Below are 21,397 nucleotides of genomic sequence, written 5' to 3'. Positions count from 1 at the left end.
ATAGTTAGCTATGCGCCTCTGTGTCAAAAATAATTTAGGTTTTCTAGATTAATACTTACACTTTATATAGATGATTGTGCCAAAATTACTGCAAATGCTGTACTAATTCCACAAAAAAATGAATAATTTTAGGTAAAATTACTAAAAAACATCCAACAAAAGGTTATCAAAGCAAATTAATGCAATTACAGTCAGGGTATGCTGTGGTAATATCTTCAACAGGTTTGCTGCCGCTTGTATAAAAACCGACAGATAATAGACTAATCCAGTAATGTAGTTTTTTAGTTATGACCTATATTAAAAATACCTTTCAAGATTTTCTCGTCACCCTAGAAGGATTTGACCAATTACCAACTACAGAAATTAGTAAGTTAGTAGACCGAGTACAAGCATTTCGCTATCGGATTGGTCAAAAAATTGTTGGTAAGGAAAGGATTCCTGAGCGAGTCACGATTATTTATGAGGGAAAAGTGCGTTTATTGGGATACGACCCGCAAACGCAGATGCCAATTACATTAAAATTGTTACATCCAGGTGACATAATTGGCGAAATTGGGTTATGGCGTGAAGTGGCGTGTGAGACGGCGATCGCCTCCACCGATGAAGTCATAGGTTTAACCCTAGAAGCCGCAGACTACTTACACCTATTATCGAATTATCCAGCCTTCGCCAACGCGCGACAAAACCAGACTAACTTGGTAGAAGTTTTCGATATTTTGGGTTCACAGTTAGCAAAGCAAGCTAATGTCGTGACTAACCTGGATGAAATCGCCACAAAAGCACTAGAAAACGCCAGAATATATTACCTAAAACCAGGAAAAACAAACTTTCAGCAACTAGATAATGACAGCATTTGGTTTGTCAGTGGTGGTAATATCAACAATTTTCCTGTAGGTTCTCGCCTAGAACCGAGGGATGGACAAGCAGCAATTACAGTCACAGGAGAACAGCCGGCGCGGTTGCTGGGTTTAGCACCATCGGATTTATTACTCCTAGAGAAAAATCACCATCAGGGACAACTGACTACCACCAGCGAACAACCTACTATTGCGGAGATTGTAGAAGAAATTCCCTACGCCACTGAGGAAGATTATTCTCAATCAAATTACTCCTCATCCAACACCCAAAAAACCAATTACAAATTCCCGTTTTTTGGCGGTAAAGGCGAATTAAACGCCACCTCTGCCTGTTTTCAAATGCTCACCAAGCATTTACAAATCCCCTTTCGGCGCGAAGTCGTGCGTCGCCTGTTAAATGAACAAATTAAACGCCAAGGTAATATCTCATTTCCTGTTTGTGCTTACCTAGCAGAGTTAATCGGACTCAAAGCCAACTTAGTAGATATTCCCATCGCCGCTATTCACCGTATCCCAACCCCGGCACTCGTGCGTTATGGCAATAGTTATGCAGTGTTATATGCAGCAGATGCCAATAATGTAGTGTTAGGTGTACCCAGCCAAGGTATAGTTCGCTGTAAACCCGCCCAAGCAGTCGAGCATTTAGAGACGCTAGAAGAAAGTTACCCCCCACAATTTCGAGTCTTACTACTCACACCTACCAAAGAAACACCACAAGAACGCTTTGGTTTGCGGTGGTTTCTGCCGTTCTTGTCACGCTATAAACGAGTTCTGATTGAAGTCTTTATCGCTTCATTTTTTGTGCAGTTAGCACAGCTAGCTAACCCCCTAGTTATCCAGTTAATTATCGATAAAGTCATCGTTCAAAACAGCATCAACACCTTGAATGTGTTGGGAGTATTATTGTTAGTGGTGGGTATATTTGAAGCCGTACTCACTACCTTACGGACTTATTTATTTGTGGATACCACCAACCGCATCGACATGGGTTTGGGTTCACAAATTATTGATCACTTACTGCGCCTACCACTACGTTACTTTGAAAAGCGACCCGTAGGTGAACTGTCTACACGCATCAACGAATTAGAAAACATCCGCCAGTTTCTCACCGGCACAGCGTTAACAGTCGGGTTAGATGCTGTGTTCTCGGTGGTTTACATTATCGTCATGCTGTTTTACAGTTGGCAACTGACCTTAGTGGGTTTAAGCACTATTCCGGTGTTCGTGATTATTACCTTAATTGCTTCACCGACAGTCAGTAGACAGTTACGCACCAAAGCTGAACGCAACTCTGCCACTCAATCCTATTTAGTCGAGGTGATGTCGGGAATTCAAACAGTCAAAGCTCAAAATATTGAATTGCGATCGCGCTTTTCCTGGCAAGAGCGATATGCTCGGTATGTAGCCGCAGGTTTTAAAACCGTCATCACCTCTACCCTAGCTAACTCCACCAGTAACTTTCTCAACAAACTCAGTAGTTTATTAGTCTTGTGGGCGGGTGCTTATTTGGTACTGCAAGGCGAATTAACCCTAGGAGAATTAATCGCCTTTAGAATTATCTCTGGTTACGTTACCAGTCCCGTCTTACGCCTAGCACAACTCTGGCAAAACTTCCAAGAAACCGCCTTATCACTAGAACGGTTAAGCGATATTGTCGATACACCCCAAGAAGCAGAAATCGACCGTTACAACATCCCCTTACCAGAAATCGAAGGTTCTGTCAAGTACGAAAACGTCTCCTTCCGCTTTGCACCCAGTGGCCCCCTACAACTTTCTAACGTCAATATTGAATTTGCACCCGGAACATTTGTTGGTATCGTCGGACAAAGTGGTTCCGGTAAAAGTACGATGATGAAATTACTGCTACGACTGTATGATGTAGAGTCGGGCAGAATTTTGATTGATGGTTACGACATTTCCAAGGTAGAACTTTATTCCCTGCGCCGTCAAGTTGGGGTTGTCCCCCAAGAAACCCTATTATTTGACGGTACTGTGCAGGAAAATATCGCCCTGACAAATCCCGATGCTTCCACAGAGGAGATTATCGAAGCCGCGAGAATTGCTGTTGCACACGACTTTATTATGGGCTTACCCAATGGTTACAATACCAGAGTCGGAGAACGAGGTGCAGCACTTTCTGGTGGACAAAGACAAAGAATTGCCCTGGCTCGTTCCATTCTCCAAAGACCTAAACTCTTAGTCTTAGACGAAGCCACCAGTGCCTTAGACTATACCACTGAACGCCAAGTCTGTCTCAACTTAGCTAACGCCTTCCAAGGTAGCACAGTCTTCTTTATCACCCACCGCCTCAACACCGTCAGTCACGCCGATGTCATCGTGGTGATGGACAAAGGAAAAGTCATTGAACAAGGAACACATAAAGAATTAATGGCGGCGAAAGGTCATTATTTCTACCTATATCAACAGCAAGAAGTCAATTTGTAGTCATTAGTCATTAGTCATTAGTCAACAGTCAACAGTCAACAGTCAACAATCAACAAATTACTATGACTCAACTCAATAGCGGCCTAAATGGTAATAATGGTAACGGCAAGCACGATAAAGCTGTCAAAGCTGATGCTCAACTTGTCACATCTCTAGTGAAGAACCCTAATCAGGGTTTGATAGTTAGTGAAGAATTTGAGCAATCCGTTGTCCTACGCCAATCTCCGGTGTGGTCACGCACCATCATGGTAACATTGATGATTTTAGCTTGTTTTGGCATTACTTGGGCATATTTCGCCAAAATTGAGCAGGTAGTACCTGCCACTGGCCAATTAAAGCCAGAGGGAACTGTCAAAGAAGTACAAGCACCTGTAAATGGTGTTATCAAAGAAGTCTTTATTAAAGATGGAGATAAAGTTCAAAAAGGAGACTTACTATTAACTTTTGAAACTGTCGCCACCGTTGCACAATTAAATGCTTTAAATAAAATTCGCAGTTCCTTAATGCAGCAAAATCAAATTTATCGGCGGTTAATGAATTCTACATCTGACATGACTTCAGAGCTAGAATTTCTCCGCAGTCAATTACCTAGGGATGCAGTATTTTTATTAAGAAGTCGGGCGGCTTTAGTCGCAGACAATGAGTTACTGCGTACTCAATTAAGAAACTACACCCCAGGAATAGGATTAGATAGAGATGAACTGCAACAACTAGCAGTTGCTAGACAAGAATTAGAAACTCGTGCTGCTGCGGCGCGGTTAGAAGTTGCCAAAATTCGGAAACAACTAACTCAAACTGAAGTCAAACTTCAAGATACACAAGCAAGTTTAGTTATCCAAAAAAATATCTTCGATAATCTCAAAATCCTGGCTGAAGAAGGTGGTATTTCTAAATTACAGTATCTCAATCAACAACAAAGAGTCCAAAATCTGGCCGCAGAGGTAGCCCAATTAGTTGAAGAAAAGAAGCGTCTTCAGTTAGATATTGAAAAAAATCAGCAACAAGTTTACAATACTGTCGCCGCTTCTGATAAAACCATCTTAGAAAGAATAGCCGATAACAAAAAACGTATTGCTGATATTGACAGCCAATTTATGAAAATTGTGCTAGATAATGAGCAAAATTTGGCAGATGTCAACAGCAAAATTTCTCAAGCCCAATTAAACTTTAAATATCAAGAACTCCGCGCCCCCGTCTCCGGAACTATTTTTGATTTACAAGCAAAAGCCCCTGGTTTTGTAGCTAACCCCACCCAAAAATTACTACAAATTGTCCCTAACGATAAATTTGTGGCGGAAGTTTTCATCACCAATAAAGACATTGGTTTTGTGCGTAAGGGAATGAAAGCCGATGTCAGAATTGACTCATTTCCTTTTAGCGAGTTCGGCGATATTAAAGGAGAATTACTTGATATCGCTTCTGATGCACTACCGCCGGATGAAACCTATAAATTTTATAGATTCCCTGCCAGAATTCAGTTAGATAAACAATATCTAGACATTAAAGACCGAAAGATTTCCTTGCAATCAGGTATGTCTTTGAGTGCTAACATCAAAGTTAGAGAAGAAAGAACAGTGATGAGTCTGTTTACTGAGTTGTTCACCAATCAAGTTGAGAGTTTGAAACAAGTAAGATAGTTGATAGGAACACAGGAAGTAGGGAGTGGGGAATAGGGAGTAGAGGAGGGAGAAAAACTAATGACTAATGACTAATGACTAATAACTAATAACTAATGACTTTCTTTTGAATTTTGAATTGTATATGTATCCTCAACGCATTGAACCCCAACCCGGACAAGAGTCAGTTTGGGACTATCCCCGTCCCCCTCGCTTGGAAGACACTAACAAACACATTCAGGTAATTTTTAATGGCGTAGTTATCGTAGATACCCGCAACGCCAAACGAATTTTAGAAACCAGCCATCCACCCTCTTACTACATCCCCCCGGCGGATATCAAAATGGAACATCTGCTGTTAACACCACAGTCTAGTTTTTGCGAGTGGAAGGGGCGCGCTAATTATTATACAATCCGCGTAGGCGAGAAGATGGCGCAAAATGCAGCTTGGTTTTATCCTAGTCCTACACCAGCTTTTGCATCTCTCAAGGATCATGTAGCTTTTTATGCTCATGTAATGGATGCTTGTTATGTAGATGGGGAACAGGTAGAACCCCAACCAGGAAACTTTTACGGTGGTTGGATAACTAGCGATATTGTCGGCCCGTTTAAGGGTATACCCGGTAGTTGGGGATGGTAACGGTTGCCTAGATTTTTTAGTCTATGTGATGGGGTTAGTTGTTCGGAAATGCCAGTTAACTAGATGTGAGATTACAATGATAACGATTATCGTTATATCCCAATGACTCGGCTATGGCAACTACTCCACCACAGTTACCCAGCAAAATTGACTTAGCAATTATTGGTGCTGGCCCTCATGCGTTAACATTTGCAACTCATTTGTTGCAAAAACGCCAAAAGATGCTAGGGAGATTTTTGGTGTTTGATCCTAGTGGTAGATGGTTAAGTCGATGGCAACAGCAGTTTGCAGCTTTAGAAATACCACATTTGCGATCGCCTGCGGTACACCATCCTGATCCTAACCCCTTCGCCTTACGGAAATTTGCTGAGTCCCGTCCCCAAGAATTATTTCCCCCCTACGACTTACCAGGAACTCGGCTATTTGAAGACTTGTGTCATGATGTGATTCGCCGTTGGGATGTACAGGATTTAGTTGTACCAGCTACAGTTACACGAGTTGAACCTTTACATCAGCGTTTTCGTCTGTGGTTGCAAGATGGAAAGTCAATCATCACACGGCGGGTGGTACTAGCTGCAAATAACAGCCAACTACAAATTCCTGACTGGGTAAATCAAATTAAATCAGAGTATCCCCCAGACAAATTGTGTCACTCACAGCATATAGATTTACGACAATTACATTTAACTGGTGAGAGAGTATTAATAGTTGGTGGTGGTTTAACCAGTGGACATTTAGCAGTAGGTGCGATAAACCGTGGTGCGAAAGTCCAGTTAATCATGCGGCGACAGTTGCAAGCTAAATTATTTGATGCTGAACCCGGTTGGTTAGGGCCAAAATACTTAAAGGGATTTTTTGCCGAATCAGATTATCAAAAGCGTTGGGAAATTATTCAACAAGCGCGTAATGGTGGTTCTGTCACCCCTGCAATGGCTCTGCAACTACGTCGGGCGGTGCGTGCTGGTTATGGGAGAATAGATGAATATTGCCAAATTGTTGCGGCTGAATGGTTAGGCAATCATTGGCAGGTAAAATGCAGTGATGGTAGTCAATATGAGTGCGATCGCATTTGGCTTTCTACTGGTAGTAAATTTGATGTCACCGCAGAACCATTATTAACAGAAATTGTGAATACTTACCCCATTCCTATAGTCAACGGCTTACCTGTATTAGATAATTGTCTACGTTGGCCTGGTTGTGAATTATTTCTGATGGGAGGGTTAGCGGCTTTACAAATAGGCCCGACAGCCAGAAATTTATCAGGTGCAAGAATGGCCTGTGAAAAAATTGTACCAGCGATTATTAAACCGAGAGTTTCTGTTGCTTATCCTCAAATCGCTTAATTGTCCGCTAAATTACTTCAGGAATTATACCGTTTCTTGATGTAGCTTGCGTGGCGTAGCCATAGATGCACTTTATTTCGCACTGTAGAGACGTTGCATGCAACGTCTCTACATCATTGATTTGGTGAGACTTCATAGAGAATTGGTATTACGCAACTAACACATTAGTAGGGTGCGTCAGAGGTGGAAAATCTATCAATTTTGACTAAATTATCTCTTATGAAGTACCCTACAAGAGAGTTTGATTATGACTAGATAAATTTATTTTTTGGTAAATTTCCATGAAAGTAGAAGTTTTACCCCACAATCCTATTTGGCGTAGCAAATTTGAGGATGAAGCAAAGCTGATTGCACCAGTTTTCGGTGACAATTTAGTTGCTATTCACCATATTGGCAGCACAGCAATTCCTCATATCTATGCCAAGCCTATTATTGATATTTTGGTTGAGGTGAAGGACATTATCAAGGTGGATGAACAAAGTTCAGCTATGACAGCATTAGGTTATGCCGTCATGGGTGAATTTGGAATACCAGGCCGTCGTTATTTTCGCAAAGATGATGCAACTGGTAAAAGAACCCATCATGTTCATACTTTTGAGGTTTGTACACCAGAGGTAAAACGACACTTGGCATTTAGAGATTATATGATTGCTCACCCTGAAATTGCACAGAAATATAGTGAATTAAAACGTCAGTTAGTCCAGCAGTATCTCAACGATATTAACGGATATATGGATGGGAAAGATGGATTCATTAAAGAGATGGAGAAAACAGCATTAATCTGGAAATCACTATCAGAATCGAAGTAATACAAACCTAACGTTGAGATTGTTGAATTCTGGGGGGAAAAATTAAGTAAGTTCCACCTAAACCCTCAACAATGGTGCGTGTGTTGGCAAACAGCATATTTTGATAGGTACTAGCATCACTGTCTGCTTCTCCTAGTCCTTTAGTATATAGTTGTCTTTCTGATAATTTGACTTCTGCTTCTGTAGCGATAGACTCTATTAACTCTGGGTTAACTTTTGCCTCTGCAAAAATTATTGGAACTCTATTATTTTGAATATACCTGACTAAATTTGTGATGCGTTGATTTGTTGCTGGTTGTTCTGTACCTAAACTAGCCGAGGGAATACCATAGGCTTTTGTAAAATAATCTATGGCGTTGGTAGTGGTAATTAATCTGCGCTTATCTTGAGGAATAGTAGCAACTCTTGATTTAATCCAATTATCTATTTGTGTGAGTTCCGTTTGCATCCGTTTGCTATTTTCTTGATAAATCTCTGCATTACTGGGTTCTAATTTTTTTAAGTTACTACTAATAACTTCTACCATTTTGATGGCGTTTTTCGGATTATGCCAAATATAAGGATTGGTGATTGTTCTGGTATTTCCTTGAGATTGTCGTCGCGGAGAAAGTACAACTTGACTCACAGCTATTTTAGGTGATTTATTTTCTGTGGCTGTAATCAATTTGATTAATTCTGGTTCTAGATTGTAGCCATTGTAGAAAATTAATTTAGCTTGCTCAATAGCTGTGCTATCTTCTGGTTTTGGTTGATAATCTTGAGCATCAGTATTAGGAGGAATTAAACAGGTAAGATTAATTGTATTTTCTGCAACCTGTTTAACTAAATCACATAGTACGCTTGTCGTAGCTACAACCTGGGGAAGATTTTCATTAGCAATAGCAGATGTTTTGGTGAAGGATGTATTTACAGCTTGATTTCCACAGCCAAACAATCCCATTGATAACAACAATAATATCAATTTTAATGAAGGAAGTTTTAGTATTTTTTTTGACATATTTAGTTAAAGTTTAATGTAAAATAGTTATCATTGATGAATGAAAAATTGTGACTCTGCTCTGGTTTTAGTATGGTTTTATTTTGCCATGACTAAAATGTTTGTAGTGTTATTTATGTTATTTTTACTATCATTTTTTGATTTGATTTGAGTAAAACCAAAAAAATATAAACAGTAAAGGCACAGAAAACTGTGCCTAATAGAATATTTTTTCACCGTGATTAAAAATGAACAGATGGAAGTTTTCCTTGTAAAAGTTCAAATTTAGGTTTAACACATTGAGCGCAACTACAACCGAGTTGATCGATGATAGGATTAGATGCTGGGGCTACATGGGGGGTTGCGATCGCAGACAATGGTTGCACATATTCCACCGTAATTTCTGGGGTAGCAAATGTAGGTTTTATACTAGCATGGGCTGGGTTGGCTGCTAGCAGGATAGATGAGATAATGACAGGACAGGTGAGCAAAAACAGTTTGACGAGGTTCATACTTCAGATATTAACAAGTGCTGTTGATAAAGCATAGCCAATTTTCTAGAATAGCTTCAACTTTAGTCACTAACTTAACCACGCCCAAAGCCTTGTCCACGTAGTACCTTTGACCAAATCAAGATTTCACCTTTGTCACCACCTGCGGCTAATAGTTTACCTTGGGGATGCCAAGCTAAGGTAGAAAAACCATCAGCGACACCTGTGAGAATTTGTGATACTTTTTTGGCTTTGTTCCACAAGCATAACCAGCCATCTGTCGCCGCCGAAGCTAAGGTAAAACTTTGAGGTGCAAAGGCGATCGCATTAATCACACCCACATGATTAGTCAAAACTCGCGCTTCCCAACCTAAGTTTTCATCCTCTAGCTTTTCCCAGACTACAATCCCTTCTACACTGGAACTAGCTAATAATGGCGCACCGATGTTGGTATAAATTTCTGACCAAGCCAATTGACGAATTTTACCAGGGAAGCCACGCATCACCCAAGGGTCGGGATTATCCCATTCTAAAACGCTGACGCTGCGATCCATATTCCCAGAGGCGAGGAATTTACCATCGGTTGACCAAGCCATAGCCACGCTAACTGTCGGCATACTCAAAATATAAGGTTCTTCATCCCAATCTTGAGAGTGCCAAATTTTGACACCTTTATTGCCACCAATAGCTAAATATTGCCCATCAATTCGCCAATCAATACTCAATGCCGAGGAGTCAGCAAAATTTAGGGTGACAACCACCTCACCACTATCAGCATCCCAAACTTGAACATAACGCCCTAAACTAAAAGCCAACTGGTTATTAACATGATTCCAAGCTAGCTTATCTACCCAAGCGGGTGCATTTTCTAAAGTTGCAATTAATTCCTGTCCGCGCCAAATTTTCACCCGGCCATCTTGTCCGCCAACTGCTAAAAATTGACCATCGTGAGAGAAAGCCACGCAGTCTACAGATTGACCGTGAGCAGTTTGTAGAGTTGTGATTGCGCCATCTTGCCATAGTACCACTTCCCCAGCCGCAGAAGTAGCGGCTAAGGTGTCACCTGTGGGCGACCAGGCGATCGCAGTCACATAATCTGCTAATGTTCCTGAATAGTGTTGTTCAAATTCTTTATTTTTGCTAGTTGTAGGGTTCATATATTGACAGGGAATAGGGAATGGAGAATAGGGAATAGGGAACAGGGGAGCATTTTGACCCAAAATTCTTTAATGCAAGAATTTTGCGAAAAGTTCTGTAGGCGGGTTTCCCGCCGTAGGAAACTTTTCAAGACGAATTTTGAATTGATTTGTCCCCAGTCCCTAAATTAAGCTATACAAGCACGAAAATCTTGTTTCAATTGGGCTTCATCAAGATTACGACCGATGAAAACCAGTTCATTTTTCCGCTTTTCGGTAGCTTTCCAAGGTCTATCAGGTCTACCATCAAAAATCATGTGTACACCTTGAAAGACAAATCTATTATCTTCGCCAGCAATATTTAATATTCCTTTCATGCGGAAGATATCAGTTCCTTGAGTCCGCAATAATTCCCCTAGCCAAGCGTTTAATTTTTCCCCATCAACTGCGCCTTCTTCTACTAACGCCACAGAAAAAACACTATCATCATGTTCGTGGGCATCTTCACCCAAGAAATCTGGATCAATTTCTAAAGCGCGGTCTAAATCAAAGGCTTTCACACCTAATAAAGCATCCATTGATAATTCTGAGTTACGAGTGCGGTAGATTTTCGCCATCGCATTCATTGACCGAATTCGTTTTTCTAATTCTTCTAATTCTTCAGGTGTAACTAAATCTGTTTTATTTAGTAAAATGACATCGGCAAACGCAATCTGTTCTTGGGCTTCGTCTGCTTCCCAATGCTGCCAGATATGCTTGGCATCAACTACTGTCACCACAGCATCTAAAGACAGTTGACTTTGCATATCTTCATCAACAAAGAATGTCTGAATTACTGGCGCAGGGTCAGCTAATCCGGTTGTTTCTATCACTAAATGGTCAAACTTATCACGCCGCTTCATCAAATTACCGATGATGCGAATTAAGTCACCCCGAACTGTACAACAAATACAGCCATTATTCATTTCAAATATTTCTTCATCGGCATCAATAACTAATTGATTATCAATGCCTACTTCCCCAAATTCATTGACGATCACAGCCACTTTTTTACCGTGTTCGTAGGTGAGGATGTGATTGAGTAGAGTTGTTTTCCCTGCTCCTAAATAGCCAGTCAAAACAGTAACGGGAACTGAATCTGAGATTACGTCAGCCACCATATTAAAGCCTCTTATCTCACCTTATGGATAATCATTATCACCTATGATAAGTCTTTTTATCTTTTTCTGTGTACTGGGTGACGGGTGACAAATTAACCCCTCGCCATTACAGGAAACTGCCCAATCGCCATAAAATTTGAGGGTGAGTTGATCAAGGTTGATTATGGCACTTTATTTAGATTCAGCGATCGCATCCGAAGCGGAAATTGTTCAACATTGGGGTTGGGTGAAAGGTATTACCACTAATCCTACCTTATTAGCACAAGCAGAAACCCCACCGGAAACCACCCTAAAAACATTGGTGGCTTTGACTTCGGGGCCATTATACTACCAACTATTGAGCGCAGATAAACAAGGCATGGTAGCAGAAGGCAGAAAAGCATTTGAAATTATTGGTTCACAAACAATCTTGAAAATTCCCGCCACACCTCTAGGTTTTGAAGTTGTGGCGACTCTCTCACCAGAAATTACCTGTTCTGTCACAGGTATTTATAGCCCCGCACAGGCTGCGGTGGCAAAGGAAGCGGGGGCGAAAATTGCTATAGCCTATGTTAATCGTGCCACACGTTTGTTAGGTGATGGTATTGCTTTAGTGCGAGACATGGCCAGTATCCTTAAAGGTAGTGATGTAGAAATATTGGCAGCTAGTATCAAATCACCAGAAGAAGCAGCAGCATCGTTACAAGCTGGGGCGCATCATCTGACTTTACCATTGGCAATGTTACAGGCGATCGCTACTCATGAATTTTCTCAGAAAACCGTTGCTGATTTTGCTGCTAGCGGAATTGGTTTGACAATATAACCCCCAATGAACAAAGATGCACAGTGACAATTGAATGTGCATCTGTGCATTAATTTCTCCCAAGTTGGCGATACCAGGATCTAATTTTGTGGCGCGTGCAGAAAATCGTCAATTGCTGCAAACACTTCTTGTGGGTATTCCTCGTGCATTCCCAAAGAACCGGGAAGTACAACGCTACTCACTTTTGGAAGTGCGGCGACAGTCTGCATTTCGGCGCGGGATTTGGGGGGGCTAGATTCTCCTATGATTACCATCAGGGGAACAGTTAAAGACTCTACCAAGGCGAGAAAATCTGATTGATTGTGTACTGCGTCAATATTTCCTGTGACAAAAGCCGCAGAAGCAAATCTAGCCCCTGGTTTTTGGGTTGTTTGCCATTTTTGGGCGATGAAATTGGGTGTAAGTTTGGCTGTATCGACAAAAACATGGCGACGATACATAAATCTTAAGAATGAGGGTGTAGTATTGAGTTTGTAGAGGATTTGACCCAAAATAGGCGATCGCACCAATCCCCTAACTATACCACCTACTTGTGGATTTGCCCCCATTGTCGGTAAAGGGCCGCGCCAAGTCGGTGCAACTAAAACCATCTTGGAAAAAGTATCTGGCTGTTGATGCGCTAATTGCAACACATAACTACTAGCATGACCAGCCGCTATGACAATTATCGGGGTAGTAAACACAGCTTGCACGAAATCCGCCAAAAATTGCTGATAAATTTCTGGTCGGTAATCTAAACTAGGGCGTGAAGATTGCCCAAATCCTGGCCAGTCTACAGCCACTACTTGAAAATGGGGAGATAGTAGTTTGGCTAATTGTGCCATTTCTGCACGGGTGGAAACGCTGCTAAAAGCTGGCAACAGTAATATGGGTGAACCATTGCCCAGAGTTTCATAAACAACGCGCAATGGTTGGTTTTGCCATTGCCAAGCATATTCTTTAACTATTCCACCAAATCCAGTAGTGTCAGAGGGTGATAATAAACTGGTAGACATCGCACTAAATATGTGGTGTGTACACAATACTTTTAGTTTGGCAGGTCTAACTTACATTCCAACGCTTTTTTTTGCATTGTTTTAAAAATGTTATAAAAACCATTAGCGCGGGAAGGGGTGAGACTCACATTTAAACCAGTAGCTTGAATGAAATCTGGTGTCAGTTCTAAAATTTCTGTGGGAGTTAGTCCATTTAAGCCTTCAATCAACAGACCAACCATACCTTTACTGATGAAAGCATCCGAGTCAGCCTGGTAAACCACCTTACCATCATCAAGCGACGCAGTGATGTAAACCTGAGAAACACAGCCAGGAACTTTATTTTCCGGTAGTTTGTCAGCTTCAGGAAAATCCTTGAGTTTGTTACCGTAGGCAATTAACTGTTCAGTACGTCTTCTTTGGTCTGTCGCCCGTTGAAAACGCTGAACAATTTTAGCTAGTGCAGGTGGTAAAGAGTCTAAAGTTGAAGACATAGCAGCAGTTGAGAATAAATCGGTCTTCCTTTGAGTTTAGATTATCTGGAGAGCGATCGCCTATCTTTCAATCAATGCCGGGTGTAGGGAGTGGGGTTTAGGCGTAATGTTTTATTCATGTAGAGACGTTGCATGCAACGTCTCTACATTATTGATTTGGTGCATCTATGGCTACGCCACGCCAGCCACATCAAGCATATTAGTAGGGTGCGTCAGATATCAAAAATACGTTTATTGACAGCATTTAAACATTCTGACGCACCCTACAAGACATTCACTTGCGTAAGTCTTATCTATTTTACTTATTAAGATTTATAACTATGTAATTACAAAAACACAATTCATCTCAAATATGTGATATCAAATCGTGTTTTTACGCCCCAAACAAACCTCACGACTGAGTTAATTTCCCCCATTGTATTAAGGATTGAAAAAGAATGTTAAATAATGCTGCAAAATGGGAAATTCTCTTGAATTTATTGCGGGATATTGCAGATGATATTGCAATGAATGAATAAATTTCAGGAGCTTAATTCAGGTGTTAACTTCAACCTTACTCGCTGCGGCAACCACACCCCTGGAATGGAGTCCCACAATTGGGATTATCATGATTATTGCCAATATCTTTGCTATTGCTTTTGGCAAATTCACTATTAAGTATCCCAGTTCCGAGCCAGCTTTACCATCTGCCAATTTCTTCGGTGGCTTTGGTGTACCCGGCTTATTAGCAACTACAGCTTTTGGTCATGTACTAGGAGCAGGTATTATTTTAGGACTGCATAACCTGGGTAGATTTTAGTATCAACAGGTAGAAAATAAACAGCGAAAAAAACCGCAGATTTTGCCCGATTCCAGATGGTATCTCTACTTACACCATGCTAAAGTAAATAATCTCATTATTGATTGTTGTGTCTGTATCTATCAACCAGAGAATCTACTCTCTGGTTTTTTTTATTGAATTTTAAAACCTGTAAAAAGATTTTCAATCCAAAAATAACCAGAAAATTTTTCTGATGAATATCACAGGAATATATTCGGGTAAAAAATAAATAGTTAATACTCACTTTCACTGTGTATTAAACAACATTAACTGTATAGGACATCTAGGAGCAAGTAAGCTGTAATAGTAGGCTAAACCCGCAGAGGAACTAACCCTGGGTTGGGAAAATTCCGGTAAGATGTAGCAGTAAGAGAACCACGGCTTGGTAAGATAAATTGTCTAATATTTGGCGAATTGGGCTGTTTAATTATGACGAATCAAGCTCCTATACCTGTGATTGTGAATGGTGCGGCTGGTAAAATGGGTCGCGAAGTGGTGAAAGCGGTAGCACAAGCACCAGACTTAAATTTAATGGGTGCAATTGACCGCAGCCCAGAACATCAAGGTAAAGATGCTGGGGAACTGGCGGGTTTAGGAGAACCGTTAGAAGTTCCGATTACAGACCAATTAGAACCGATGTTAGGGTATGTGGCTGGAGAAAGACAAGGGCCGCCAGGGGTGATTGTAGACTTTACGCATCCTGATTCAGTTTATGATAATGTTCGCAGTGCGATCGCCTATGGAATTCGTCCTGTAGTGGGTACTACCGGGTTAAGTCCAGAACAAATTCAAGAATTGGCAGACTTTGCCGAAAAAGCCAGCACTGGTTGTTTAATTATTCCTAACTTCTCTATTGGGGTGGTGCTACTACAACAAGCCGCTATTACAGCGTCTCAATATTTTGATCATGTAGAAATTATCGAACTGCACCATAACCAAAAAGCTGACGCGCCTAGCGGTACTGCCATTCAAACCGCGCAATTACTCGCAGAGATGGGTAAAACTTTTAACCCTGCCGTTGTGGAAGAAACGGAGAAAATACCGGGAGCTAGAGGCAGTTTAGCCCAAGAAGGTATTAGAATACATAGTGTACGCTTGCCGGGACTGATAGCCCATCAAGAAGTGATTTTTGGCGCACCGGGACAAATTTATACTTTACGCCATGATACGAGCGATCGCGCCTGTTATATGCCAGGAGTATTACTAGCAATTCGCAAAGTATTGCAGTTAAAGTCATTAGTATATGGTTTAGAAAAAATTCTCTAAATTACCAATTCTCACTCATGTTAGTGCCACTGACTCGTCAGAAATTTGAACAAATCATTCCCCTAATTGCCACTGGCCCACAGTACAAGTATTATTGGGGGAAGTTTTCTAATTTTTTGCAACGTCTATTAATTTCTGTAGTCATCGTAGCTGTAATTCTGCTGGTAAAAGTAGTATTTCGGTTAGCGTCTAACCCCATATTATTTTTCCTGGGAATCATCGCCGCACTATTTTGGTGGTGGTATCCAATTTTCCAGGCGAGTATACGCAACGCCAAATGTCGCCGTTACAAATACAGTGGCTTTTTCCGTGGTCGAATTTTGGATTGGTGGATTACAGACAAGTTAATTGGCAAACAAGAAACCGTCAACAGTAAAGGCGAATTAGTCATTGTCGAGAACCGGGAGAAACGCATTAACATCGAAGTTGGCGACAATACAGGATTTACAGTGGAACTAGAAGCACCACTGCGTCCTTTTCATAAAGCAATTGCCCGTGGTCAAATAGCTGAAATGATTGTCATGTCAAATCGCCCAGATTTGAGCAGCATTGATGACTTTAGTGATGTCTATATTCCCAGTCGTGATATCTGGGTGAGTGATTACCCTTATATTAGACGAGATTTTTTTGATGAAGTGAGTAACCGTCTACGCGAAGCCCGACAAACAAGACAAGAAAGACCTCGCCGCCGCAGAATTGAAGAATAGCTGTTGATAGTTGATGGTTGATAGTTGACTGGGTAACAGTCTTCTCCCCCTGTTCCCTGCCCCCTACACCCCTACACCCGCTTATTCAGCCCGTAAGCTTGCCATGCTAAGTCTATCAAACCGTCAGCGATCGCAGCTGCTACAACTGCATTACCTTTACGGGTATCAATTGTAATATTAGGCACGAGGGAATCTTGCAAGCGGATTTTAGCATCATCCTCATCGAAGAATAGCACAGGTGTAGCAATGATTAAAGCCGGATGAATTTCTTCTGCTTCGATTAAATTTACCAGAGTTGTTAATGCGGTTTGTGCTTGACCTACTATAAAAATCCCCTCTGGGTAACGCTTGGCGAGAGTTTCGATTCCCCAAGCTGCACGAGTCTTTTCGGTTTGGGGACGGGTGATCGTTTCCGTGCTGCAATACACTGCATTAGCAAAAGTATTTTGAACAGCGTAGGCAATACCTGATTGCACCATCGGCACATCTACCACAATAGTAGTACGTGCCGCCAATGCTGCTGCACCAGATTGTAATGCACGCTCAGAAAACCGAATTAAATACTTATACTCAAAGTCAGCCGTAGCATAAATTACCCGCCGCACAATCTCATACTCTGCGGGCGAGAGGACATGATCGCCAATCTCCCTATCAATAATTGCTAAACTTTGAGCATCAGTTACGTGCCATTCCATTGCTATTCAGTGCTGAAAAACTAGCTTTCAGCTTAACAGCTGGTGCGAACTATGAGGAAGAAGTGGAGGAAGCAGAGGAAGCGGAGGAAGAAGAATTTTCACCCAGTCCCCAATCCCCAATCCCCAGTCCCCAATCAAGAATTCGCACTAGAAGAAGGACGACTAAACACAGGTGACAGGTAAGCAACCAAAGCACCGATGAGAAAACCGGAAATGTTACGCACTAAAGGCAACCAATCACTGGTACGTGTCACTACTGGCCCAATTCCGAAGGCGATGAACAAAATTCCCCACAAAGGCGAGAAAATTAACGCCCATTGCCAAGCTACAACTTGTTCTTCAGTGCGGGGTTGCGCTGCAAATCCACAAATAATCCCCCCAATGATAGAGGTAATTAATGTTAAAATCCATTGTTCTCTAGGTAAACCCGGAACGACGGTGCAACCACCCTTGAGTAAACAGCCCTTCACAGAACCTAAAGCTTGTAAAATCGCTTGGTCTTCCCCTTGTTCACGTACAAAATATAAATTACCAAAGCGAGTTTGTAATTCTATCCAGAAAGTCCGGGGTAAAAGTTCGTAAACCGCATCACCAACGCTAAAGCTGAGGATGTTGCCACCACGGGAATCAGCAACCAAGAGTATACTTTTGTCATCCAAACCCCAATAATTGATGACTGCTCTACCTGGGGTACGGTCATACTGAGTCAATACCCGCAGTTTCCAACCAGTATCCGCTTCAAATTGGTTAATTTCCTCAATTAGCTTTTCTTCCTGGGGGTCTGGGAGAGCCTTAGCTAAGTCCACAATCGGGGTGAAATAATCAGGTAACAATTCGGGATTGTCATAAGCCAGTGCTGAGGAAGGATTCATCAGCCACAGTGACCCAGCCAAGAAAAATACTGTAATAGATACTAAGATTTTGCGCCAAAAACAAGACTGCATGGACGTTTTTATACAAATATAAACAGTAGATGTGAACAAGTTGCTTTAAAAGACTACGGAAAAAGTGAGACTTCGTTACACTTGTTTACTTTACTCTAATCTTAGGTGTGAAAGCAAAGGTTCTTAGGAAGGGATTGGGGATTAGGGACTGGAAGGGACTCGGTAAAAGTTCTTTCTCCTGCGCTCCCTCATCCTCTAATCACGATAGGCTTCTGTTTTGGTGCGGCGATTTTCTGACTTAAATGTTTCTCTGTCGCGTGATGTGAGTGGAGCTTGTTCAGTCATTTGTAGACGCTCAACAACTGTTCGCCTTGTGGGTTTTTGACGGGTAAAGCTTTTCCATGCGGCTTTTACGCCTACAACAATGCTGCGTGTACCTATTTGCACATTTTGCGCTTGTTTTTTCGCAGTATCTAGACTTTGATCAACTTGTTTAACAACCTGTCCGACGCTTTTGACTCCTTCACTCACATCATCGGTTAAGTCTGTAATTTCTACGCCTGTGCTGCGGATGGCTTCTAAGGTGGGAGGTAATTCTCGTGAGAGCGTATCAAATAATTTTTCGGCACTGCGAGCAGCCCTCGCTAACTCCTGCACAGCTGGTATGGCTGCTACCAACACGGCTGTCAGACTGGCAGCAACTAACAGTATCGAGAATCCCAACCAAAACAGGGGGTCAACCACGGTTATCAACAATTCAAGTTTAAAATATAAACATTAAAAATTACACATAAACCCTTGACTGTATGCAATTTATATGCTATGTCACCAGATTTATGATTGTTCTAATTCTTGGGGAAGTGTGTCTGAGTCTGGGGTTGTTTTTTGCTTTTTCAAGACTTGGCTTTCTCGCTGACTAGCATCTACACCAGCTGCGATCGCTTCCCGCAGTCTATCTAAAGTTTCATCCCAATTTCGCAAAGCACTAGCAGAAAGACGGTCAGCTTGAATTTGTACACTTGTTGATAAATCTTCCGCCAATTCTGGGATAGCATCGGCGGATTTTTTCAAAAGTTTACGGGTTTCGCGCCCTGTGCGTGGTGCTGCTAGTAATCCTGCTAAAGCACCAATGGCAGTTCCTAGCATTAAACCGCCAATAAATATTCCAGAACGGTTATTAGACATCTTAATTGTTTCTCTCCTTTAACCCATTGTAGGTGGGTTTGCTCTCCTTGCAAGCTGGCAAGTCTGAATTGATTTTAGCGAGTTAATTTATGGTGACAATATAGCAGTGAGGAATGTTGCTTTAGTTTGTGGATATTTTTTATCTCTGTTGACGAACATAACGCCGCCAAGTACGTTGTCCTAGCAACAGGATGCTGATAATTTGCCGTACTTGTTGAATTTGTAATTGTAGTGCTTGGTTACTTTGGCGCAAATTCTCAAGGTTCTGCTGTCCAAGATAGATATTTTCGGGTGCTTTATATAGTAAAGCATGGCTACAGCGTTCATAGGCAGTCAGGCGATCGCCTATAAATGCAATTTTTCGTTTCAATTGCCACAGCACCCCAGCCAAGCACAGCAGCATGATTGAGATTAGGGTATTAATTATCACAACAACTGTTACCATTTTTGACCTGCACCAATGTCACTGAAGAATTATATCTGTGCTTAACCTGGCTCTATTGTGATCATAACTGTTGGAGAAAATTGACATCCTCCCCCATAGAAAACGGGGGAGGATGTCAAATAGTTCGGTTTATTTGTGCTTAGTTACTGAATTTCTCAGTTTGCTGTTGCTTATTTCGCCAATATTTTCGTCTTTTAGATATTATTGTTGTTCCTAAAATACCAGTAGTCAATACAGCCAAATTGATTGATGGTTCAGGGACAGCAGATATAGTTCCAGTTCCGCTTCTTTCAAAACCTGTTTCTACATTTCCACCGCATCTCGAACAGAAAAAGGACTCAAAAGCATTACCATTAATTGTGTTGTTGTATGTAGGTAAACTGTTCAAGAAATTCAAAGTAAAATCTCTTGAAAAATAATTACTTCCACTTCCCCAATAAGAAATCAGCTTTAAGGATGTAGAATTATCAATCATTCCATCAATGCCACAATAGCCGTCATAGTTTGCGTACTGATCACAAAAAGTTGGATTATAAGTTACAGGATCGAGAGTCACATCACCATATGGTGTGGGAATTATAGAGCTACCAACATTAATTTCATAATTTACCAGCACGCCATCTTGATCAGTTACAAAAGAGCCTGAAAATGGTTGATTGTCATTGAATAATCCTTGTATAAGAAAGGTTTCCGCATCTGCTGGCAACATACTGCTTACACTAATAGCAGTAGTAACCATTGCAGTAGAAACTGTTGTCACACAAAAAGCTATACATTGATCAAAACATCTTTTCATGGCATCTGTATTGATGAATTAACTAATTTCTTTTTAACTTGATATTAGCTGCATATAATATCACCTTTTACAGAAGAATTGTATTGCTTAAGACATAAATATTTAAAATTCAGTAGAGTGTAAATTTCTGTGATAGCCGTTCGCGTAGCGTCTTCCTCCAGAAGCTTAAGCCTTCTGTGCGAGATGCTACGCGAACGCTGAACGCTCAAATCGGAGGGGTAAGCAATAATAAAATAAACCCTATTGGCAAAATACTTATGGAAACTGTCACCCTCCACATACCACCAGCCGTAGGTTTAACCGATGAGCAGTTTTATCAACTTTGCATCGCCAATGACAAATGGCGCATCGAACTTACCGCAGAAGGAGAGTTAATTATTATGCCACCTACTGGCGGCGAAAGCGGCATTAGAAATTCTGGTTTAACGGCTAAACTTTACAATTGGAATGAACAAGTCAATCTAGGAAAAGTGTTTGACTCCTCTACTGAGTTTCGCTTACCTAATGGTGCTTTTCGTTCCCCGGATGCGGCTTGGGTGAAGTTGGAACGGTGGGAAGCTTTGACGGCTGAACAAAGGCGGCGTTTTCCGCCACTTTGTCCTGATTTTGTGATTGAATTGCGTTCTGAAACCGATTCTTTAAAGGCTTTACGGGCTAAAATGCAGGAGTATCGGGATAATGGGGCGCGTTTGGGTTGGTTGTTAGATCCTTACACGCCGTTGGTGGAAATTTATCGCCCTGGTGTGGCGGTGGAAACGATTAATTTCTCTTTTGAACAACCTCCGCAAGTTTCTGGGGAAGATGTTTTACCTGGGTTTGTTCTGGATTTAAGTTTGATTATTAATCCATAGGTTTT

22 protein-coding genes are annotated in these 21,397 nt (G+C 41.4%); 10 read left to right on the top strand and 12 right to left on the bottom strand.

Annotated features, from left to right (window positions below):
• Positions 1-287: 287 nt before the first annotated feature.
• From A3775_RS09465 to A3775_RS09445, 5 genes are all read left to right on the top strand, one after another.
• The gene (locus tag A3775_RS09465; RefSeq protein ID WP_066424706.1) at positions 288-3,302 is read left to right on the top strand and encodes a peptidase domain-containing ABC transporter; all 3,015 of its coding nucleotides are present in this window, start codon (positions 288-290) and stop codon (positions 3,300-3,302) included.
• 62 nt (positions 3,303-3,364) lie between these two features.
• On the top strand, positions 3,365-4,939 hold the full coding sequence (locus A3775_RS09460) for an HlyD family efflux transporter periplasmic adaptor subunit (RefSeq protein WP_066376804.1): 1,575 nt from the start codon (positions 3,365-3,367) through the stop codon (positions 4,937-4,939).
• Positions 4,940-5,063: 124 nt separating this feature from the next.
• On the top strand, positions 5,064-5,558 hold the full coding sequence (locus A3775_RS09455; RefSeq protein WP_066376802.1) for a DUF427 domain-containing protein: 495 nt from the start codon (positions 5,064-5,066) through the stop codon (positions 5,556-5,558).
• 113 nt (positions 5,559-5,671) lie between these two features.
• Complete coding sequence (locus tag A3775_RS09450) at positions 5,672-6,901, top strand: FAD/NAD(P)-binding protein (protein ID WP_066424704.1); 1,230 nt, start codon at positions 5,672-5,674, stop codon at positions 6,899-6,901.
• A 281-nt stretch (positions 6,902-7,182) separates the two neighbouring features.
• Positions 7,183-7,710 (top strand): GrpB family protein, encoded by a 528-nt coding sequence (locus A3775_RS09445; RefSeq protein WP_197480121.1) that lies wholly within the window; start codon positions 7,183-7,185, stop codon positions 7,708-7,710.
• Between the two features lie 7 nt (positions 7,711-7,717).
• Here A3775_RS09445 and A3775_RS09440 read toward each other — a convergent pair whose 3' ends face one another.
• From A3775_RS09440 to A3775_RS09425, 4 genes are all read right to left on the bottom strand, one after another.
• Positions 7,718-8,707, bottom strand: a complete 990-nt coding sequence (locus A3775_RS09440; protein ID WP_066376794.1) for a metal ABC transporter solute-binding protein, Zn/Mn family — start codon at positions 8,705-8,707, stop codon at positions 7,718-7,720.
• A 221-nt stretch (positions 8,708-8,928) separates the two neighbouring features.
• Positions 8,929-9,198 carry a hypothetical protein gene (locus A3775_RS09435; protein WP_066424700.1) on the bottom strand — a complete coding sequence of 90 codons (270 nt, stop codon included), beginning with the start codon at positions 9,196-9,198 and terminating at the stop codon, positions 8,929-8,931.
• Positions 9,199-9,272: 74 nt separating this feature from the next.
• On the bottom strand, positions 9,273-10,334 hold the full coding sequence (locus tag A3775_RS09430) for a WD40 repeat domain-containing protein (RefSeq protein ID WP_066424698.1): 1,062 nt from the start codon (positions 10,332-10,334) through the stop codon (positions 9,273-9,275).
• Between the two features lie 167 nt (positions 10,335-10,501).
• Complete coding sequence (locus tag A3775_RS09425; RefSeq protein ID WP_066424696.1) at positions 10,502-11,473, bottom strand: GTP-binding protein; 972 nt, start codon at positions 11,471-11,473, stop codon at positions 10,502-10,504.
• A gap of 163 nt (positions 11,474-11,636) precedes the next feature.
• On the opposite strand from A3775_RS09425, the gene A3775_RS09420 reads away from it, so the two are divergent.
• Complete coding sequence (locus A3775_RS09420) at positions 11,637-12,275, top strand: transaldolase family protein (protein WP_066424695.1); 639 nt, start codon at positions 11,637-11,639, stop codon at positions 12,273-12,275.
• Between the two features lie 80 nt (positions 12,276-12,355).
• Here the strand turns inward: A3775_RS09420 and A3775_RS09415 are convergent, their stop codons facing one another.
• Together A3775_RS09415 and A3775_RS09410 are read right to left on the bottom strand one after the other, a co-directional pair.
• Entirely contained in the window at positions 12,356-13,270 is a 915-nt protein-coding gene (locus tag A3775_RS09415) for an alpha/beta fold hydrolase (protein WP_066424693.1), read from the bottom strand.
• A gap of 32 nt (positions 13,271-13,302) precedes the next feature.
• Positions 13,303-13,743 (bottom strand): SufE family protein, encoded by a 441-nt coding sequence (locus tag A3775_RS09410; protein WP_066424691.1) that lies wholly within the window; start codon positions 13,741-13,743, stop codon positions 13,303-13,305.
• A 538-nt stretch (positions 13,744-14,281) separates the two neighbouring features.
• On the opposite strand from A3775_RS09410, the gene psaK reads away from it, so the two are divergent.
• From psaK to A3775_RS09395, 3 genes are all read left to right on the top strand, one after another.
• A complete protein-coding gene (gene psaK, locus A3775_RS09405; protein ID WP_066376777.1) occupies positions 14,282-14,542 on the top strand; it encodes a photosystem I reaction center subunit PsaK in 261 nt (86 codons plus the stop codon).
• A gap of 450 nt (positions 14,543-14,992) precedes the next feature.
• Complete coding sequence (gene dapB / locus A3775_RS09400) at positions 14,993-15,829, top strand: 4-hydroxy-tetrahydrodipicolinate reductase (protein WP_066376775.1); 837 nt, start codon at positions 14,993-14,995, stop codon at positions 15,827-15,829.
• 17 nt (positions 15,830-15,846) lie between these two features.
• Positions 15,847-16,536: a phosphate ABC transporter permease gene (locus A3775_RS09395; protein WP_066376772.1), complete on the top strand. Its 690-nt coding sequence runs from the start codon at positions 15,847-15,849 to the stop codon at positions 16,534-16,536.
• A gap of 71 nt (positions 16,537-16,607) precedes the next feature.
• Here the strand turns inward: A3775_RS09395 and A3775_RS09390 are convergent, their stop codons facing one another.
• The 6 genes from A3775_RS09390 to A3775_RS09365 form a co-directional block, all read right to left on the bottom strand.
• Positions 16,608-17,231, bottom strand: coding sequence for a precorrin-8X methylmutase (locus tag A3775_RS09390; RefSeq protein WP_066376769.1), 624 nt, complete (start codon positions 17,229-17,231; stop codon positions 16,608-16,610).
• A 134-nt stretch (positions 17,232-17,365) separates the two neighbouring features.
• Positions 17,366-18,175 carry a TPM domain-containing protein gene (locus A3775_RS09385; RefSeq protein WP_066376767.1) on the bottom strand — a complete coding sequence of 270 codons (810 nt, stop codon included), beginning with the start codon at positions 18,173-18,175 and terminating at the stop codon, positions 17,366-17,368.
• Positions 18,176-18,370: 195 nt separating this feature from the next.
• On the bottom strand, positions 18,371-18,859 hold the full coding sequence (locus tag A3775_RS09380; protein ID WP_066376766.1) for a hypothetical protein: 489 nt from the start codon (positions 18,857-18,859) through the stop codon (positions 18,371-18,373).
• A gap of 90 nt (positions 18,860-18,949) precedes the next feature.
• Positions 18,950-19,300: a YtxH domain-containing protein gene (locus A3775_RS09375; RefSeq protein WP_066376764.1), complete on the bottom strand. Its 351-nt coding sequence runs from the start codon at positions 19,298-19,300 to the stop codon at positions 18,950-18,952.
• A gap of 139 nt (positions 19,301-19,439) precedes the next feature.
• Positions 19,440-19,745, bottom strand: coding sequence for a hypothetical protein (locus A3775_RS09370; RefSeq protein ID WP_066424689.1), 306 nt, complete (start codon positions 19,743-19,745; stop codon positions 19,440-19,442).
• Positions 19,746-19,884: 139 nt separating this feature from the next.
• Positions 19,885-20,484: a hypothetical protein gene (locus tag A3775_RS09365; protein ID WP_156481588.1), complete on the bottom strand. Its 600-nt coding sequence runs from the start codon at positions 20,482-20,484 to the stop codon at positions 19,885-19,887.
• Positions 20,485-20,798: 314 nt separating this feature from the next.
• Here A3775_RS09365 and A3775_RS09360 point away from each other — a divergent pair, with 314 nt between their 5' ends.
• Positions 20,799-21,392: a Uma2 family endonuclease gene (locus A3775_RS09360; protein WP_066424686.1), complete on the top strand. Its 594-nt coding sequence runs from the start codon at positions 20,799-20,801 to the stop codon at positions 21,390-21,392.
• Positions 21,393-21,397: the final 5 nt, after the last annotated feature.

This window comes from Anabaena sp. 4-3 (genome assembly GCF_001597745.1).
Taxonomy (GTDB): Bacteria; Cyanobacteriota; Cyanobacteriia; order Cyanobacteriales; family Nostocaceae; genus Trichormus.
The sequence above is the reverse complement of the archived record's forward strand: the minus strand, read 5'-3'. Positions and strand labels throughout refer to the sequence as shown.